This window comes from Brevibacterium sp. FAM 27836, from assembly GCF_051351055.1.
Lineage (GTDB): Bacteria > Actinomycetota > Actinomycetes > Actinomycetales > Brevibacteriaceae > Brevibacterium.
Genome location: NZ_CP195711.1, coordinates 2781150 through 2799486, shown reverse-complemented (window position 1 = coordinate 2799486; position 18337 = coordinate 2781150). Strand labels below are relative to the sequence as shown.

The window sequence follows — 18337 nt, the reverse complement described above, 5'->3', positions numbered from 1 at the left end:
GTTCAACCGTTCGCAACGGCAATAGCCTAACAGCCTCGGCTTCTTGACTGTCGCCGCGGACTGCCGCGGGGCGGAGAATCGGTCCAATTGTGCAATCACCACCTCAATGTCGGCCCTGGCGATCCGTAGGCACAACGACCGACGCGCCTTGGATCATAAGTTTCGCAAGGGTGGAGCTGAACCAGCGAATCGCTCGATTCAACGGCGACCATGAGAGTAACAGCGTGATCGCCGCGGCGACGACTATACAAAGCGCGATCGTCACGGAGCCGCTCGTTTTGTCGACCATCAAATTGAGACTGCCCTCAAATGCCCGAACGAGGAGTCCGTGAATGATGTAGATCGCCAGGCTACGTTGGCCCGTTGCAACAAGAAATTTTGGCAGATGTTCGGACCAGGCGAACAACACTGCAATCGTCAATATCGCGCTGGTAGCGATACAGACCCTGACTCCCACACCGTAGGGAATCGCCGAGTCCAGGAACTCGAATCCCCGCGCACCGTAGAACCATTTCTTGTCGAGGTCGTTCAGGTAGAGAACCGCTATCGTCAATGCTGCCAAGACAGTCAGTCCCCCTTTCTCCCACGCCTTCAATTGTGCCGCCCAGTTCAACATCCGTATTCCATAGAGCTTCCCGAGCACAAAGAACGGGAAGAAGGTCATGGTCCTGCCGATGGAAAGTTCGTAGTCGAGAGCCGGCAGGATTCCGCCGAAGATTCCGACAGCAAGGGAAAGGCACAGCATCGGAGTAGGAAACCGCTCGACAAGCGGTAGCGCAAGCGTCCACCAAACCATTGCGAGAAGGAACCACGTGATCCAATACGGTTCGGTAATCTCAAGGTCGGGCTCGACTCCGAATAACTCTGACCAGTAGAGGTAGATGGGCTGAGTCGCCACGGCGAGCACAGCGAACGTAAGAGTGCGTTCTCCCAGTCGATCAGACTTTGCCGTCATACCCGCCAGAAGGACGAATGCCGGCATGTGGAATGAATAGATTGCTGTCAGCAGGCCACGGCTGTATCCCATATCCCAGCCGGAGACCCCTTCAAGCAGGTGCCCAAGCACCACAAGGAAGATGAGAATGCCTTTGGCCTTGTCCAGCCTGTAGTCACGCGTTTGCATCGTCGGCGATAATACCGACAGATGATCGATCTTGTCCGCGAATCGTGACATTTGGAACGTCTTACCAGCCGAGGATGCGGCTCCAGTCAGTCTTGGAAGGTACGACTGAGTCCGTCCAGCATCCGTCAAACTGGTTGCCCGTACTATTGGACGCAGAACTGCTTCTCGAACTGCAGAAGAACCTAAGTCCATCTCGAAAGGGACACTGTGAAGAGTCTGCTCCGCAATACAGCTCTCTGGGCCGTGCGATCGTCGGCATGGAAGGCAACAAGCAAGTGGATCAGAGGCACCGAACGGTGGAACCGCCTCGAAGACGAGTTCGACGGCAGCTACGTCACCGGCGAAGTGGTCGTCTACTTCGGAGACCGCAGCTCCAAGTTCTACCAGCTCGAGCAGTGGCTCCCGGTACTGGAAGAACTGCACAAGAAGCACAGAGTCGTCCTTGTTCTGCGAAAAGGTTCAGCCCTTCTGCAGGCACGGGAGATGACTCACTTGCCTATGGTGTTCAAGCGGCGCTTCGATCCCCTGCACACTTTCTATCACGCCAACGATTTCAAGCTTGCCCTGTACGTGAACAATGGAATGACGAACTTCCAATCACTGGGCTTCGCCCCGATGGTTCACGTGCACGTCAATCACGGTGAATCCGACAAACTGAGCATGGTCTCGAACCAGGCCAAATCCTACGACAAAGTCTTCGTCGCAGGTGATGCAGCGATCGAGCGGCACCGCAGAGCTCTCATCGATTTCGACGAGTCCGCGCTGGTCAAGATCGGCCGGCCGCAGTTGGATATCGAGAGGCCCCTCGAACTCGATCCCTCACCGGCGTGCACCATCATGTACGCGCCCACGTGGGAAGGAGAGAACGACTCCAACAACTACTCCTCGGTCGACCTCTTCGGTCCCCAGATCATCGAGGCCGCTCTTCAGATCCCCAATTCTCGCGTGATCTACAAACCCCACCCCAGAGTCGAAGCGTCAAACGATCCTGTGATGGCCGAGGCGAATGCTCGAATTCTCGCACTCATTGAAGCTGCGAACGCATCCATTGCTGATGAGCCTCTGCAGCACCAAGTGCTCATGCAGGGCGACATCCTCGCCATGTTCGACACCGTCGATCTGCTGATCACTGATATCTCCAGCGTCGGGCTCGACTTCCTCTATCTGCATCCAGACAAGCCGCTCGCACTGACCGATCGTCGAAACGACATCTGCAAGCTCAACGCCGAAGCACCAATCAGTCGTGCGACCCCCGTCATCAACGTGTCGACGATCAGAGGCATCGAGACGATGCTCACTGAGATGCTCGCAGAGGACACCACGGCAGAGGCTCGACGCGAACTGAGGCAGTTCTACTTCGGCGAAGGCGAAAAGGGGACTTCGACCGATCTGTTCACCGAGGCGGTGTCCAAGCTCATCGCCGATCGCACGGTCGAGCTGGAGAGCTTCCACTCCGAGAGCATCAACGCCGAGTCCAGCGACGAGTAGGCACTGAGCTCGGCCCAGTCATGATCGGGGCCGGACGGACAGATTCCCGTGTTTAGTCGGGTACCATTCCCAAGCGCCGACGCGTTCTGGACGAAACCTCCTCGGGGTGCTGATTCTCCGCTTCGACGTCCACAGATCGTGGGGTCGTCGCAGGTAGACATCGAAGGTCTCACCGGCAGATTCAGAGAATTTTTCGTGGTCCACTTCGAAGGAGAGCGCCAGTCGGCGCCCGAACCGTCGGGTCGAGATCTCCGGCTCGCTGCAGATGAAGAATGTGCTGAGGTCGCGTCGCGCGACAACCAACTGCAGGTCCTTGGCAATCGGCCGATGCACCTCATCGACTTCTACCTCAAGCCGACTTCCACGAGGCGTCGACGCCGTCCGGAGCCTGCTTGACTCGATCGGTGGAACAGACTCACCGTCTTGGGTGCCGGGCAGCTGGGTAAGTCGTAGCTTCTCAAGAGTTCTCTGCCACCGCCGGTATCCGGCTTCCGGGAGATAGCGTTCGACAGTCTTCATCGCCGCCCTCCGCATGCTCTCAACCTGGGCGGCGTCTAACGACAAGAACTGCTCAATCTGGTCAGCGAGCGCATCGACATCGCTCCACGGTGTGATGAAGCCATTGTGACCGTGATCGATCAGGTCCCTCGGCCCGTACGTGATGTCATAGACGATGGGAACGCATCCGGCGCCCATCGCTTCCATGATCGACAGTGGAAGACCTTCACTCGTACTTGTCAGCATGGAGAATGACGCGGACTGCAAGCGGTCGGGGACGTCGTGCACATAACCTGGCAGATTGACACTGTCACCGAGGTCGAGTTCCTCGACGAGCTGTTCCAGATTCTGCCGCTCCGGGCCATCGCCGAGCACAGTCAATGAGACGCTGATGCCCCGGTCCCGCAACTTCGCGATTGCGCGAATCGAATGGTCCACTCGTTTGAGCTGGAGGAGGTTGGCGATCATCACAGCGTCGTTCGGTTCACGATGGACCGGCAGTTCAGACAGCACCGACCCAGACGGCAACTCCCCCGTGAGCAGCCTCAGGTTGGCGTCTGGGAGTCCAATGGCTCTGATCGCTTCGGCCTGTTGTTCGGTTTGGACACCGACAGCATCGAAACGGTCGAGATTGCGCACGGTATCCATACGCCGAGGGAGAATCTGTCCATGGTTGCCGTTCCACGGATGACGAAGATGCGTCCCGTGGAGGAAGAGGATGAGTCCGAAGCCACGGTCGGGAATCTCGTGGATGAACTCGCTGACCTTCTTGTCATCGACGATGACAACAGCAGGATCTTCGGTGACAATCGACGAGATCCAGGCATTATAGAAGTCTCGTGGTCGCCGCCACTCGGCCATCGGCTCACCGCTCGCGGAATGCAGGACGAATCGTCGGCCCAATTTCGGGTCCTGAACATCTGCAAGCAGCAGACTTCCGTCGCTCCTGAGATAGTTGCGACGAATGATCTTTCCCGTGGCGGGATTGCGGAAAGCGTCATAGTAGGCGGTGATGTTCTCGAGTTCACCGTCTTCTGCGGGCAGCGGAGCATTCGGCGGTTGTCCCACAAGCGTCGACAGCTGAGATTCGGTCCTTTGTCGCAGCTCCTGCCAGATGTTCACGAGCTCGACGTCGTCTCGCATCTTTCCTTGAGAGATCAACCGATTGCGGATCTCATCGGTGTCCATCCGCGGGTCGAAAGTCAGAATGGTCTGCGACAGAGAGTTCCCGTATGTCTGAAAGCTCCGTATCCGGCGAAGGGCCGCGGTTGTCATGCCGCCCATCGACTCGGGAATCCCCCACAGCACGTTGTAGACATGGACCGCGTCGGTCCCGAACGGCGGATAGGGTTTGGATGCGGCGCCGCCGACGTCGGCAGTGCCAGATGTCTTTCGAACACTCAGGCTCACTAGTGGTACCTTTCCTCCGCGACGACTGCCGGCAGCGATTTCAGGGGCGGGACTCAACGAGACAGAGCCATCTGCCCGAAATGACGATCCTGACGCCGCCAATTGACGAGTTTCGGGGTGTCTGCAGCCTCCCACTGGGCCCGGATATTCCACTCACTGTCGAGCTCCGAGTATCGGCCGCCGACAATCACCGGCATCGCATCGGCATAGCTGATTCCGTGGTCTGTCACGAGCCCGATCACTCTCTCGACGATGCCGTCGTTGCGCAGACCTTCCAAGTTGAGCACGGCAACTTGTGAATCGAACGGGGTGAAGTCCTCGCTCATGCCTGCATGACTGGCAAAGACGAAGTCGAGGGCCCCGTCATGGTCGTCGCCGAAGGCGCTTGCGATTCTCCTCATCACGGTGAGTCCGCTCGAACGGTGCTTCCTGACGTCGTGCTTCGCCGCAGCCAGCGAATCACCGAGATCGACGGTCGAGAGTTCAGCGATGTCCGCCGAGACCTCCGAGGCGGCCGGCACAACAATAAGACGTTCATGGTTGGGGAACAGCGCCGGCAGAATGGCCTGCACGAGGTCGGGATCGTTCTCCTGGCCGGCGATCGTCACCGTCGGAAGGACCTCGATCGTACCTTTCGACAGAAGTGACTGAATCTCGTCTGCCTGAGCAGCAGTGACCACACCGGCGCGCAGCCACACTCGGTAGTCTGCCGAGGTGTGAGCATCAATGGCGGCAGCCGCCCTCGCGATCAGTGGCGTCTCGCCCTTCTCCACGGTCATGAAGACATCGGTCACCTGCGGTTCGGGAGCGGGATGCTCAAGTCCCTCCACTGCCGCGGCGACGGTCGCAGGATCTGCGACCGGAAGCTCGGCTGTCGCCAGATATTCATCGGCTGCGGCCATATCGTCAGCGGTGATTTCGACCCACTTCGAGTAGATTTCGTGCTCTGAAGCGCCCGTGGCGATCAGGGGGATCAGCACTGAGAGTTTGTCGAGGATGCCGGCGCGAATGGCGTCGAATTCGACATCATCGATGCCGATGAGACCGCCGAAGCGGGAATCTGATTTGTTTTTGGGCTCGAAGTCGACGTCGGCACCGACTGAACGGGCAGGGAGATTGGCGTGCAGCCGGGAGGTGAGGACGTGCTTGTATTTGTACGCATAGTCCGCGACCCAATTGCGCGCCAGTTCGAGATTCTCAGGGAATGACTTGTCACGAATTGCTGTGACGGTCTGCTTCTTCTTCGGTCCTTTGTTGTCCTTCATCCAGTCCACTCGCAGAGTGCCTGCGCGGCGGTCGGCGGCAGGTGCGGGGAAGAGTGTGTCGACCGTGGTTGTCAGGCATCCGGAGAAGAAGGCGGGGACGCCGACTGCACGGAGCACCGCGACAGACTGCCAATCGCGACATCCGACCGGACCGTACTTCTTCAGATAGGCGATGGCGTCGGGCGTGAGCATTTCCGGATAGCGCACGAAGACCGACAGCAGAATCGGCCGAAGATTCGGATGGAAGGGGATATTGAACGACTTTCCGAAGATGTCGTGCATGTACCATCCGAAGGCGATGTACCAGGTGTCGTCGGGAATGTCCTGATAGACGTTGCCGTCTCGATAGACCTCAACGAGGTTGAGCTCGGCCGGGGGGCCCGCATATTTTCGTTCGTCCTTGACCTCTTCACGAAGCTTTGCGAAGAGGTCGGTCAGACCTTCGTCCCCGGAGAACTGAAGGTTTTCGTAGCGGAGCAGGTGACCGATCGACGCAATCGTCTGAATGTAGTCCCCGATGTTGCGAGAGCGGATCCCCGGCTGGTCATAGCTGAGCACACCGAAGTTGCGTCTGCCCTCGGTCGTGGGCAGCGGCTCCAGATGCCTGCCTCCGGGCAGCCAGTCAAGTAGCCGCGTGAGTTCATAGTGAACAGCAGACTCGACGGCATCGGAATCGCGGTCGATCCTGGATTCGACCAGAGTGCGCACATGGTCGAATGCGTTGATGCAGAACGCCGATTCGGCAGTGCGCAGCACGGCTCTGTCACTCCAGCGGTCTGTTTCTCCGGCTTCGTCAGAACGGTCGAGCAGCGTCAGGGCGTCTTCGCCGAGGGCGTCGATGGATGTCGGATAGTATTCTTCGGCGGCTGAGACGATGAGGTCTCGGTCTGTCACGCCCGCGAATTGAGCCCAAGCGACTTCCGGATCGGAAGAGCGTTGGTAGGCCATGCCCAGAAGCGTGCGGCCGGCTTCCTCGGACTCCGGCTTGCTGCGCAGATTCAACCCGATGGACACTGCTTCGCCTTGCAGTCCTTCGGCGAGGAGAGCGCGGCCCGCGTCGACTGCCGCGGCGTTGAGGGACGAGCCGTGGGCAAGCGATTCGGACAGCGTCGAGTGGGCTTTCAGCCGCGCCAGCTGACGTGATTTGGCAGCGACTTCCTGTCCAGAAGGAGCAGTCTTCCACCCGTCGGTCTCTTCGGAGGTCTTGCCTTTGAGCCCGATCGCGAGCTGTCGGTAGGCACGAGCGGTCGTTGCGGCAGCCTTCTTCGAAGCTCCACCGGATTTCCCTGTTCCTCCGGCAGCGCGTTCACGCACGTATTTGGTTCCCGATGCCCTTTCGACCACAGGCAGGGCCCGCCGTGCGATCCCGTGAACCACGGGCTTCACCAGCTCTCTTCCCTTGCCGATGTATCGGTCAGCAGCTCTTCCTCTAGTGCTCACTCGTCACGTCCTTTGCAGAGATTTCGATGTTCGGTGATTGGCTTGGAGCCGTTGGGGATGACGCTAACCGACTTGACTGTCAGTTCGATGAATAGAACTCTCATCTGCTCAGTCGAACGTGCTGAGGCCGGTCCGGTGCAGACTCGCATCAAGCTGAGGTGCGAGAGTCTGTGCGTAGGTCGCGGTGATGTGGGCAGTATCGAAGTAGGTGATGACGCCCCCGATGACCGGCTCACATCGTCCTTCCGGGCAGAGCCAATCCTGCGGATAGATGATCGACATCCGCTTTGAATCGATGGTCTTCGCCGAGGCAGCAAGCGGATCCATCCAATGCCACTCTTCCGGAGTCCCCGAACATTCCTCGGGATTGTCCTCATGCTTGGCGACGCAATCCGGCACGTTGATATCCGCTCCTCCCGGGTAGGGAGTGTCTCGGATGACCACAACATCCAACTTCGCGTCGACCCAGCTCTGCAGAATGGGGCGGTGGCCTTCTGGAGCCTTCTCTTCAGTCTCGTCCCAGCCCATTCCCTGGAGCGGAGTCGACTGCCGTTCGGATGTGACGACGGCATCGAATCCGCCTTCGGTGGTGCGCTCGACAACCCAGTCTGAGTAGTCCTGGCAGCCCTTCGTGTCTTCCTCGGTCGACAGTTCCTGTGGCAGTGTCGACAGACTGCAGTTGGATGCCAGGAACGTTGTGATCGTCAGATCGTTCTCGTCGGCCAACCGTTCCAGAGTCGGCAGCCAATGGCCGGCGTGGGAGTTCCCGACAAGGGCCACATGTTTCGACCCATCGCCGTATGTGCATTCAGGTCTGTCCGCATATGGTGCGCTTGCCCAGCAGCCGTCGGCATAGGCTTTTGACTTGTCCTTCTTCGCGGCTGCCGGTTCCATCTGCAGCGTGTCCTTGTCGTCGCAGTGCGGATTGTCTTTCGCATCAGGCAGGAGAACCGCGGCGCCGAGGCAGGAGTCCGGGTCGGCCAGCTCAGATTGGAGCTTGTCTTCGTTCTGCTCGACGATTTTGTCGGCAACGACCATCTGGCTCAGGCCGAGGGCGGCGACCAGCGCCATAGCAAGTCCGGCGAAGGCAAAGGTCTTTCTCGAACTGCTCAGAAGGGCTGTTTTTCGAAACCTGTTCTCCACCCAGGTCGTCGACGCCCATGCGGCGAGGATCGACACGAGGATGATCGCGATGTTGTCGATCACCCCGAGGCTCTCTGATCGGCCCAGCTTGGCCGAGAGATAGGGCACGAGGACGATGAGAGGCCAATGCCAGAGATAGACGGAATACGAGATGTCACCGAGGAACCGAATCGGCCGCAATGACAGGATCGGCAGCACAGAAGCACGGCCACGCGAATCTGCAAGGATGACCAGGGCGGTCGATACGACCGGAACGAGCGCGACATAGCCGGGGAACGGCATGTCTGCGCGGATGAGAAAAGCTCCTGCGACGATCCCGGCGAGTCCGATCCACCCGAGCAGCGAACTGAAGGGCAGACGCTCGGGACGGACGTAGAGAACGAAGACCGCGACCAGACCGCCCGCTGCCAATTCCCACATCCGCGTGGGGGTGACGAAGTAGGCCATGGCCGGCTCTGACGTCGTGTACCACACGGAGAAGACGAACGAGGCGAGGAAGATCGCGACGACAGTGAGGCCGACGGCCAATTTGGATCGCCCGAGCTTCGTGCCGATGAGGAAGGCCAACCCGATGATCATCGGCCAGACGAAGTAGAACTGTTCTTCGACGGACAGCGACCAGAAGTGCTGCACGGGTGAGGGAGCGTTGTCGGCCGCCAGATAATCGACGCTGGAGATGGCGAAGTCCCAATTGACGACGTAGAGACCTGCGGAGAGGATCTGCCGGCCGGTGTCGGCCCAAATCGACTGCGGTGCGACAAGGAACGTGGCGATCCCGACGAGGAAGAGCACGAGAAGTGAGGCCGGCAGAAGTCGTCGGATCCGTCGTGCCCAGAACTTGGCCACATCGGCCCAATTTCGCGGTGGGGTTTTGATGAGGTGGCTGGTGATGAGGAATCCCGAGATGACGAAGAAGACGTCAACTCCGGCGAAACCGCCGCGAAAGTGGGCCGGCCACAGGTGGTAGAGAAGAACCATTCCCACAGCCAGCGCACGCAGCCCCTGAATATCAGCGCGAAACCCGGTCGGCTTCGGCGCGGTGTTCCTTGTGGGGGAGTTTTCCGCGACGGGGGCTGTCGGCTGCATCAATCGGCTCCACTTGGTTTCTCAGTCGGATGGACAGGACCCGACTGCGGTCCCTGTCTTTTCTCTGTTTCGCGATTCACGACGACCGGTGGCAAACGCGATGCGCAGAATCCGCATCTACCGGCGGCTGGGACCGTGCATGATCATACGATCGGCGGTCGACCGTGCCGGGACATGCGCAGCACGCCGCGTCCGGACAGCTTGCGTCGGTCTTCGTCATCGGCCCAGGGGTCGAGTCGCCAACCGGCACGCCATCCTTCCATCCACGCTTTGAGCTGGTGCGGCTTGTTCGCCCATTTGATGCACTGATTCACGGTCCACGAACAGACATAAGCCCAGCTGAATGGCCACGGCAGGTTGCGTCGTGCCAACCAGACGCGGTTCCTCGCGTTCATATAGAAGTACTCGTCGTGGCGTCTGGGGTCGATCACAGGGTGCGCGACGGTAAGGTCCCCCATGTACCAGACGATATAGCCGGCATCCCAGACTCGCCACGCGAGTTCGATGCCCTCGTGGGCGTACCAGAACGGTCCCGGCCATCCGCCGCATTCGTCGAAGGCACGTCTCTGCATGCAGACCGCGCCTTCCCAGACTGAGAACACGTTCGACGAATGGTCGGCCGCGCCCTTCTTCAGCCGGGGGATCCAGCGTTTCGGTGAGTTCGGTCCGCCGGGCTCTTCGACGCGGGGCTGGACCAGTCCGATTCTCGGTTTGGTGCGCATCAGCTGGGCCATGCGCATCAGCGAAGTGTCATCAGGCAGCCAGGCGTCATCGTCGAGGAAGAACAGGAATTCACCGGAGACGTGGGGAACTCCGGCATTGCGACCTGCCGGTATTCCGAGGTTCACCGGCAGTGCCAGTTTCTTGACCCCCTCGGGGATGCCCTCGGGTTCCCAGCCGTTGCCCACACAGACGATGTCGAGGTCCACGCCCTTCTGTGCGAGAAGAGACTCGAACCCACGGTTGAGGTCGTCCAACCGTTTGCCCTGGCTCAATACGACGACGCCGAATGTGTAGCGGCGGTTCTCTTCGGCCCGCTGAGAAAGGATGCGCGAGGAATCGTTCATGACAGTCGCCTCGACGCCATAATCGACAGGAAGTGTCCGATCACGGAGAGCATGCACAATGGAGCCATGATGAGTACGAGCCAGCGTTCTCCGAACAGCGGATCGGCTCCCGCCGACACTGCGAACACGGTGACGATGCTTGAGACGAGTGCCATCAGCGACATCTCGACGGAGTGGAAGATGCGGTGGAACGGCACGAAGCGAGCGATGCGTTTGAGGGTGGAGACCAGGCCGGGGTTGAGCGCGGTGGCTTCTTTGGAATCGGCGAGTTTGCCGAGGCCGTTGAACGCCCTCGACACATGGACCATGTCGTTGAGTGCCTTGTTGAGAAGGACCAGTGCGGCCAGGACCGTTCCGGCCAGCAGAAGCGGGTAGGAGCCTGCGGGATCGTCGACGAGGTTGCTCCACTCCCCCACGGCTCTGAGACCCAGGGCAACCGCGACGAGGCCTTCGGTCGTGTAATGACCGACTTTGTCGAGGAACACACCTTTGGCTCCGCTGGTTCCCCTCCACCGCGCGACCTCACCGTCGCAGCAGTCGATGTACATCTGGACCTGAGAGAAGAACACAGCAAGGACTGCGCCCCAGATCCCCGGGATCAGGAGACTGCCGGCGATGCACCAGCCGGCGAGAATCATCAGACCGGTGACGCCGTTGGCACTGATCTTCGTGCGGACGAGCAGCATCGTGAAATAGATCGAGATGTGACGGAGGTAGAGCTGAGCGGTCCAGTGTTCGGCGTTCTTGCGGCTGCGGACTTCCACCGGCTGCGCCTTGGCCCGAAGCTCCGACAGAGTCGGATGTTTCGCCGGAGACTGTTCGGGCACGTCCGTTCCTCTCTGATCCTTAGATGGTGTCCAGCCACGATAGCGCGAAGACCGCGCCATCTCGGTCAGGACTTACCCAGCTCGCTCTTGATGCGCGTCGTCGAGATCTCAGGCGTGCGCGGCAGATAGACGACCTCGCACTTGTCCTTGAGGAAGTCGAATTCGCCTTCCCAGTCGTCGCCCATCACGAAAGTGTCGATATGGAATTTTTCGACGTCGGTCGACTTCTGTTCCCAGTTGTCCTCGGGAATGACGAGGTCGACGTAGCGGATGGCTTCGAGCATGTGCTTGCGCTCTTCATAGGAGAAGTACGACTTCTTGCCCTTGCCAGCGTTGAATTCGTCGCTCGACAGGGCAACCACCAAGTAGTCGCCCTGCTCCTTGCACCTTTGGAGCAGTCGAATATGCCCGTAATGGAGCAGGTCGAAAGTTCCGTACGTGATGACTCGTTTCATTGCTGAATCCATCCAGTGTTCAAAGCCCAACTCGTGAGCCGCGGAAATGGTCCCGCGCTACTTTACCATTCTGTTACTTCAAGTTAAGAAACTGTAATGCGCTTCACTGACCGACCTTCTGCCGGTGCTCCTCAGTCCTCAGCTCGATCACCCGCTCGCTCGAACGGATGAAGCGCGCGGTCTGTGCACCCGGTGCGGTGTCGCCGAGGTAGAACTCTGCCAGAACGGCGACCGAGCCGTCCCGGGACACGGCCAGATCGATGAGGTCGACGACGTCGTCCTGTCCCCCGGGCTCCACCGTCGGGCAGTGGTCCAAGAGACCGCCGTCGAGGACTTCGGCTTCGGGTTCGTGCGGTTGGACCATGACCAGGGGCTTTCCTGATGACAGCCAGTCGAAGGCCACGGACGTCATTTCGACGACAGCGACGTCAGCTTCCTCGAGTTGCCACGACACGTCTGGGCTCTGGTCCAGGTAGCCTCTCGGATCCGATTCCACGATCTCTTTGACTGTTTCCAGTGCCTTCTCGAAATCGTGTCGCATGACTCCGGTGCGTGGATGCGGTCGGAAGATCACTCGATACCCCGCTTCGAGCAGTGCGGTGACGATGGCCTCTCCGTTGAACGCGATGGTCCCGTACGACATCGAGGGTGAGTCGCCCTCCCACGTGGGAGCGTAGAACACCGTTTTCGCATCGGGTTGGGCGGTCTTGAACTCTTCCCATTCTCGAGGAATGGAGCGCGGCCGATCCAACTGCGGCCGTCCGACGTCATACATACGATCGTCACTGAGCCCATAGAGAGTCTGCTCGATGCGCTGTCGAGCGGCCTGTCCTGCCGTGAAGACGAAATCATAGCCCTTGAGCTGGTTGGAGATCATCGAGATCTTCTCACTCTCACCGTGGCTGAGGTGAATGTGAGCTGGCTCCGGATAGCGAAGCGCCTGGAAGTTGCTCGTCGCCTGATTGACATAGAAAACAGCCCGAAGGCTCGGCGACTGCATGAACTTGTCCAGGCCGGTGGTCAAACGCGAGAACCGCACCGGGAAGTCTGTGACGCCTTGCAGGTACTCGGCGACCGGCGCGTTGCGGACGATGATTCCGAAAGGGCGACTGCTGTGACCGTTGTCTTTGAGACGAGCTTCCAACTGTTCGAAGGGCCACAGCCACTGTTCCAGCTGATATACCGAGCTCAGGTCTCCTGCGAAGTAGGCCGCCGCTACGAATTCGTCGTGATCCTGGGGGTCGAACTCGTCCGAGAGCCGCGATTCGCGAACCCGCTCACGCAGTCTCTGCGCGACGAGTTTCGCCGCTGTCTGCGCGAAGTTGGCACCACGAACCGCGGTATGCGGCAGATCTGCCGGAAGAAGACTCATGGATCCTATTGTGCATGTCTGTCTGTGCTCATCCTGAATTCGTCCTCCACTCGAGCTTGATTACGTCACCCGCAGTCCCATGTCCGCGGGGAGCACGGGCACCCATTTGCGATGCAGCACAACTTAGACTGGACAGGTGAAGAACCCCCGGCTCAGACTCATCGAGGACGTCGCCTGGGACGGTATCCCCGTCACGGGCGAGCGCATCAGGTCCCTGCTGCGTCTTCTCGCCGATGCCGGTCCCCGCGGGCTGTCGAGCTCGAGTCTGATCACAGCGATCTGGCCCGATTCACCGCCGGCACATCCGACCAAGGCTCTGCAGATCCTCGTCTCCCGTGCGCGCACCCTGGCTTCGGCAGAGGCGATCGCCCGCACCGATTCCGGTTACCGGCTCAACCTGGCCGACGAGGATGTCGACATCTGGGCACTGGCCTCGCTCCTCTCCGGTGCCGAGGAAGCACTGGCGAACGGAGCGACGGACCGGGCACTAGAATCCGCGGAGACGGCCGCGGCTCTCGGCAACGATGAGCGGGCAAGGAGGATCATCGCCATCGCGCGTTCCCGTCAGGGACGACGCCGTGAAGCTCTCCCCGAACTCGAGGCACTGACCCAGGCCGATCCGCTCGATGAGGAACTCGCCGCCGAGCATCTTCGCTCTCTCGCCGCGGTCAAAGGGCCCTCGGCTGCCCTTGAACGATTCGATACGCTCCGCGACCTGATGATCGAGGCGCTCGGCACGCGTCCAGGACACGTCCTGCGCAGAGTCCACGAGGAGCTGCTGGCCCTCGACCGACCCATGCGTTCCGGTCTCCGTCATTCCGCTGCGAGCCTCCTCGGCCGGCACCGAGACATCGAAGAGCTGTCCGGGCTGCTGTCGACGGCGCGCTTGATCTCGATCGTCGGTCCGGGCGGACTGGGCAAGACACGTCTGGCGCAGGAGCTCGCTCAGCTCAGCTCCCTCCCGCGCGTCCATGTCATCGAGCTCGCTGCCATCAGCCACGCCGATGAGATCCTCAACGCGATCGCCGACGGCCTCCGCGTCCGAGAGACCGTCAACCACCTTGATCGCAATTCCTCGGGCCCGAATCTGCGCCGCCGGGTCATCACAGCGTTGGGCACGGGACCGAACCTGCTCGTCCTCGACAACTGCGAGCATCTCATCGACGGAGTAGCCGCCATCGTCAACGACCTCCTCGCCGCTGTGGCCGACCTGCGGGTCCTCACCACCAGTCGCACTCCCCTGCGTCTCACGGCAGAACACGTCTACATGCTCGGGCAGCTGTCGCCGAGCGAGGCCGAGGAGCTCTTCATCCAACGTGCCCGTGCGGCACGACCGACAGTGACGATCGACAGTGACACGGTCGCCTCCCTCGTCGGCCACCTCGACGGGCTGCCGTTGGCCATCGAACTCGCGGCCGCGAAGACTCGCACACTCACTCCCGAATCGATCCTCGACAACCTCACCAATCGGTTCGTCCTTCTGCGCGGAGGTGACAGAACGGCGCCTGAGCGGCATCAGACCCTGCAGGCGGTCATCGACTGGTCCTGGCAGCTGCTCGACGATGACGCGAAGACAGCGCTGATGACGATGGCCCTCCTGCCCGATGCCTTCGGTGCAGACTGCGTCGAGGACATTCTCGGGGCCACGGCCATGCGGACGATCGAGGACCTCGTCGACCAGTCTCTGCTCACCGTCATCGAACGTGACGGCAGAGTCCGTTTCCGAATGCTCGAGACCATCCGTGAATACGGCCACCTCCGCCGGGGCGAATCGGCAGAGGCCGAGCAGATCGAGAATGCCGTCGAACAGTGGGCGGTGGATACCTGTCAGAGCCTCGTCGATGACATCCTCGGCCCCCGGCAGCTGCAGGCAGTGGGCAGGCTGCGAGCCGAGGAACACAACCTCACCCCTGTGCTCAGGCACCTCCTCGACTGCCGTGACGACAGGTCCATCGTCATGCTCGCAGCGTTGCTGCCCTACTGGATGGTCGGTGGTGAGCATATCCGCATCATCGAGCATTTCCAGCTCCTCGAACGCTTCCTCAGCGACTGGACGATGCCGCGATACCTGGCCGAGCACACCCGCAGGGTGCTCGCCGTTCAGACCACGACCTGGGGGATGCTTCCGCGCTGGCACGAGCTCCCGGCGACCTCTCAGCTGCTCGAAGAACTCGGGCCCGAGTCCGCCGATCCCTTCGTCCGTGCGATGGCTCGACTCGGGCTCGTCATCGTCAGGGCACCGGATACGAGCCATACCTCGCCTGCCGCTGCCGAGCTGCGCGAGCTCACCGAATCCGCTGATCGCCTCACCCGTTTGGTCGCGTCCCCTTATCTGTCCGGAATCCAGGAGAACGCCGGGGAGTTGACCGAAGCCATCGCCCTGCTCGACAGCGCCTTCGCAGATTTCCAGGCCGATGACCCACCGTGGCTGCCCACGCGGTACCACGAGTCCCTGGCCCAGCTGCATCTTCAGCACGGTGACTTCGCCGAAGCCCGCGAGCACGCTATGGCCGCCCTGCCGACGCTTGCGCAGTTCGGCGACAGCATCGAATGCCGATCCTGGCTGGCCTTCGCCGATCTCGGTCTCGGTGAGCTCGAGCGTGCCGAGGCGGAACTCACGGCCCTCGCCGAGGCCGAGGAACAGAACGAGCCGTTCGGCAACCGCTACATGCTCCTCCTCGGTCGTGCCGAACTCGCACTGCTGCGCGGAGACGTCGCGGCCGGCATCGAACTGCTCGCTGTGGTCCGGCGCACCGGACGTACCCGTCCCGCGCTCCCGGGAGTGCCGGACAGTGACGGGCTCGACCCGTGGACTCTGCTCATCGGCGCGGTCTCAACCGTGGTCACCGCCCGGCATGAGCCCGAGTCCTCGGACGAATTTTTCGACTCGCTGATCGATCGGGCCGAACGCGCAACCGACCCGCACCGGGTGCATTACGATTTCCCGGTGCTGGGCACAGTCGCCTACGCCGTCGCTGTCTGGCTCCGGCAGCGCGGGCAGTGCGTGCACGGCATCGATGGTGAGCAGGTGACCCGATTTGCGGCGCTGGCCGCCCGGTTCACCTTCAATCGGGTCTTTCCCTCACTCGACTGGACGAGGCTGACCAAGGAGCTCACCTCGGCGCAGATCGCTCGGTTGGACGAGATCACGACGGAGATAGATTCGCTCGACTTCGCCGAGGTGATCGCGCGGTATCACACCGACGCTCTCGCGCTCAGGCGCTCCGTTGGTACGACTTCACGGTCAGCGGCGCGAAGATCGCGATGACGACGGCGCAGCCGAGCAGGGCCCAACCTGCCTCGGCGGAGAAGGTCGCCGAGTTCGCCAGGTCCCGCACCCCGGACACGACGTGGGAGATCGGGTTGATGCCCACAAACCACTGCAGCCAGCCGGGCATGGATTCGACGGGGACGAAGGCATTGGACAGAAAGGTCAGTGGGAAGAGGATCATCATCGAAATGCCCTGCACCCCTTGGGCCGAGCGCACGATCGTGCCGATGTAGGCGAACGCCCAGGACAGGGACCACCCGGTGACGATGACGAGCACGATGGCCGAAACGACACCGATGAGGCCGCCTTCGGGTCGATAGCCCATCGCGATGCCGGCGAGGAAGGTCACGGTCGCGGCGATCCCGTAGCGCAGCAGATCCGCGACCATCGGCCCGGCCAACGGCGCGATGCGAGCCACGGGCAGGGTCTTGAACCTGTCGAAGATGCCGGAGTCCATGTCCTCTCGCAGCTGCACTCCGGTGGCCATGCAAGCGGTCAGACAGGTCATCGCGAGGATGCCGGGGACCATGATCGGCAGATAGTTCGCGACGTCGCCGCTGATGGCGCCGCCGAAGATGAAGCCGAACATCGCAGTGAACAGGACCGGTTGGATGAGCACGTCGGAGAACTGCTCGGGCTCACGGCGCATGTGCTTGAGTGCGCGCGAGGCGAAGCCCATGGTCTGGTTCCATGTCTCGGCAAGACCCGGCCGACTGGGCAGGGAAGCGGTGTCTGTGTGGGTTCGGTCGATTGTCGTGGTCGATTCGGAAACGGATCGTTCAGCGGGGGCGGTTCTCATGCTGGGACTCCTTCTGTGGTCTGGGGCTGGGCCGGACGGTCGGTCGATGCCGTGTCTCCTGTGATGGTGAGGAAGACATCGTCGAGGCTGGGTTCGGCGACCTTGATCGAAGCGACGTCGATGGAGGCCTCCCGCAGGGCGACGAGGACGGAGGCGGCCTCCCCGGCCTGCTGCAGGGAGACGGTGATCTCGCCGGCACCTGAGGAATGGACAGCGGCCTCACCGACGACGTCGGCGGTGATCCTCAGCGCGCGGTCGATCTCGTCGGTCGACGATTCCGCGTCAAGGCCCACGTGGAGGCTGGATCCGCCGATCGAGGCTTTGAGCTCGGCTGGCGTGCCCTGAGCGACGATCGTTCCGTGGTCGATGACGGCGATCCGATCGGCCAGTTGGTCGGCCTCCTCGAGGTACTGCGTCGTCAGCAGCACGGTGACTCCGGAGGCGACGAGGCCGCGGATGGTCTCCCACATCTGGTTCCGGGTCCGCGGGTCGAGGCCGGTGGTCGGTTCGTCGAGGAAGATCAGCGGCGGACGGCTGATCAGGCTCACTGCCAGGTCCAGTCGTCGACGCATCCCACCTGAGAACGTCGACAGCGGTTTGTCGGCGGCCTTCTCCAAGCCGAACTCATCGAGGAGTTCGGCCGCGATCGACTGTGCCGCGCTGCGGGACAGCCCCTGCAGCCGGGCGATGAGTCGGAGATTCTCGCGGCCGGTGAGCTTCTCGTCGACCGAGGCGTACTGGCCGGTGACTCCGATGCGCTGGCGCACTCGATGCGGGTTGCGGGCGACATCGACTCCGAAGATCTCCGCCACTCCCCCGCCGATCGTCAGCAGGGTCGAGAGCATATTGATCGTCGTCGTCTTCCCGGCACCGTTGGGTCCGAGCAGTCCGAAGACCTCCCCGGGGCGGATGTCGAGGTCGATTCCGTCAACGGCGGTGAAGTCTCCGAAGGATTTGCGCAGTCCTCGGATCGACACCGCCGGAATAGTTGATCGGTCCTGTGCGCGTCCGGTGGACGCTGTGCGTGTTTCGTTCATGCCGCCAGTGTTCGCCACTGCGGTTTCATCGTGGTTTCACGGATGGAGCACGGTGG

At 61.3% G+C, this 18337-nt stretch carries 12 protein-coding genes; 2 read left to right on the top strand and 10 right to left on the bottom strand.

The annotated features are described in order from the left end of the window. Positions 1 to 103: 103 nt before the first annotated feature. Positions 104 to 1174, bottom strand: coding sequence for an acyltransferase family protein (locus ACSE4D_RS12570; RefSeq protein ID WP_436326033.1), 1071 nt, complete (start codon positions 1172 to 1174; stop codon positions 104 to 106). Positions 1175 to 1330: 156 nt separating this feature from the next. On the opposite strand from ACSE4D_RS12570, the gene ACSE4D_RS12565 reads away from it, so the two are divergent. Further along, positions 1331 to 2611 carry a CDP-glycerol glycerophosphotransferase family protein gene (locus ACSE4D_RS12565; protein WP_436326032.1) on the top strand — a complete coding sequence of 427 codons (1281 nt, stop codon included), beginning with the start codon at positions 1331 to 1333 and terminating at the stop codon, positions 2609 to 2611. 18 nt (positions 2612 to 2629) lie between these two features. Here the strand turns inward: ACSE4D_RS12565 and ACSE4D_RS12560 are convergent, their stop codons facing one another. The 7 genes from ACSE4D_RS12560 to ACSE4D_RS12530 form a co-directional block, all read right to left on the bottom strand. After that, positions 2630 to 4519, bottom strand: coding sequence for a glycosyltransferase (locus ACSE4D_RS12560; RefSeq protein WP_436326031.1), 1890 nt, complete (start codon positions 4517 to 4519; stop codon positions 2630 to 2632). A 53-nt stretch (positions 4520 to 4572) separates the two neighbouring features. Beyond that, entirely contained in the window at positions 4573 to 7170 is a 2598-nt protein-coding gene (locus tag ACSE4D_RS12555) for a hypothetical protein (protein ID WP_436326030.1), read from the bottom strand. A gap of 162 nt (positions 7171 to 7332) precedes the next feature. Then, positions 7333 to 9453: an acyltransferase family protein gene (locus tag ACSE4D_RS12550; protein WP_436327135.1), complete on the bottom strand. Its 2121-nt coding sequence runs from the start codon at positions 9451 to 9453 to the stop codon at positions 7333 to 7335. A gap of 143 nt (positions 9454 to 9596) precedes the next feature. Then, a complete protein-coding gene (locus ACSE4D_RS12545; protein ID WP_436326029.1) occupies positions 9597 to 10520 on the bottom strand; it encodes a glycosyltransferase family 2 protein in 924 nt (307 codons plus the stop codon). Next, complete coding sequence (locus ACSE4D_RS12540) at positions 10517 to 11347, bottom strand: CDP-alcohol phosphatidyltransferase family protein (RefSeq protein ID WP_135538888.1); 831 nt, start codon at positions 11345 to 11347, stop codon at positions 10517 to 10519. Before ACSE4D_RS12540 ends, ACSE4D_RS12545 begins: the two co-directional genes overlap by 4 nt. Positions 11348 to 11412: 65 nt before the next feature. Then, positions 11413 to 11802 carry a glycerol-3-phosphate cytidylyltransferase gene (tagD, locus tag ACSE4D_RS12535; protein WP_135538892.1) on the bottom strand — a complete coding sequence of 130 codons (390 nt, stop codon included), beginning with the start codon at positions 11800 to 11802 and terminating at the stop codon, positions 11413 to 11415. Between the two features lie 103 nt (positions 11803 to 11905). Further along, positions 11906 to 13174, bottom strand: coding sequence for a CDP-glycerol glycerophosphotransferase family protein (locus ACSE4D_RS12530; RefSeq protein ID WP_135538894.1), 1269 nt, complete (start codon positions 13172 to 13174; stop codon positions 11906 to 11908). A 136-nt stretch (positions 13175 to 13310) separates the two neighbouring features. On the opposite strand from ACSE4D_RS12530, the gene ACSE4D_RS12525 reads away from it, so the two are divergent. Further along, positions 13311 to 16442 (top strand): ATP-binding protein, encoded by a 3132-nt coding sequence (locus ACSE4D_RS12525; protein ID WP_436326028.1) that lies wholly within the window; start codon positions 13311 to 13313, stop codon positions 16440 to 16442. Here the strand turns inward: ACSE4D_RS12525 and ACSE4D_RS12520 are convergent. Then, positions 16390 to 17244, bottom strand: coding sequence for an ABC transporter permease (locus ACSE4D_RS12520; RefSeq protein WP_135538899.1), 855 nt, complete (start codon positions 17242 to 17244; stop codon positions 16390 to 16392). The two genes, ACSE4D_RS12525 and ACSE4D_RS12520, sit on opposite strands and share 53 nt — an antisense overlap. Then, positions 17241 to 18281, bottom strand: coding sequence for an ATP-binding cassette domain-containing protein (locus tag ACSE4D_RS12515; RefSeq protein ID WP_436326027.1), 1041 nt, complete (start codon positions 18279 to 18281; stop codon positions 17241 to 17243). Before ACSE4D_RS12515 ends, ACSE4D_RS12520 begins: the two co-directional genes overlap by 4 nt. Positions 18282 to 18337: the final 56 nt, after the last annotated feature.

Coding starts and splice junctions, on each gene's coding strand:
- ACSE4D_RS12545 (WP_436326029.1), bottom strand. CDS start 10,520: ATGAACGATTCCTCGCGCATCCTTTCTCAGCGGGCCGAAGAGAACCGC.
- ACSE4D_RS12520 (WP_135538899.1), bottom strand. CDS start 17,244: ATGAGAACCGCCCCCGCTGAACGATCCGTTTCCGAATCGACCACGACA.
- tagD (WP_135538892.1), bottom strand. CDS start 11,802: ATGAAACGAGTCATCACGTACGGAACTTTCGACCTGCTCCATTACGGG.
- ACSE4D_RS12570 (WP_436326033.1), bottom strand. CDS start 1,174: ATGTCACGATTCGCGGACAAGATCGATCATCTGTCGGTATTATCGCCG.
- ACSE4D_RS12530 (WP_135538894.1), bottom strand. CDS start 13,174: ATGAGTCTTCTTCCGGCAGATCTGCCGCATACCGCGGTTCGTGGTGCC.
- ACSE4D_RS12515 (WP_436326027.1), bottom strand. CDS start 18,281: ATGAACGAAACACGCACAGCGTCCACCGGACGCGCACAGGACCGATCA.
- ACSE4D_RS12550 (WP_436327135.1), bottom strand. CDS start 9,453: ATGCAGCCGACAGCCCCCGTCGCGGAAAACTCCCCCACAAGGAACACC.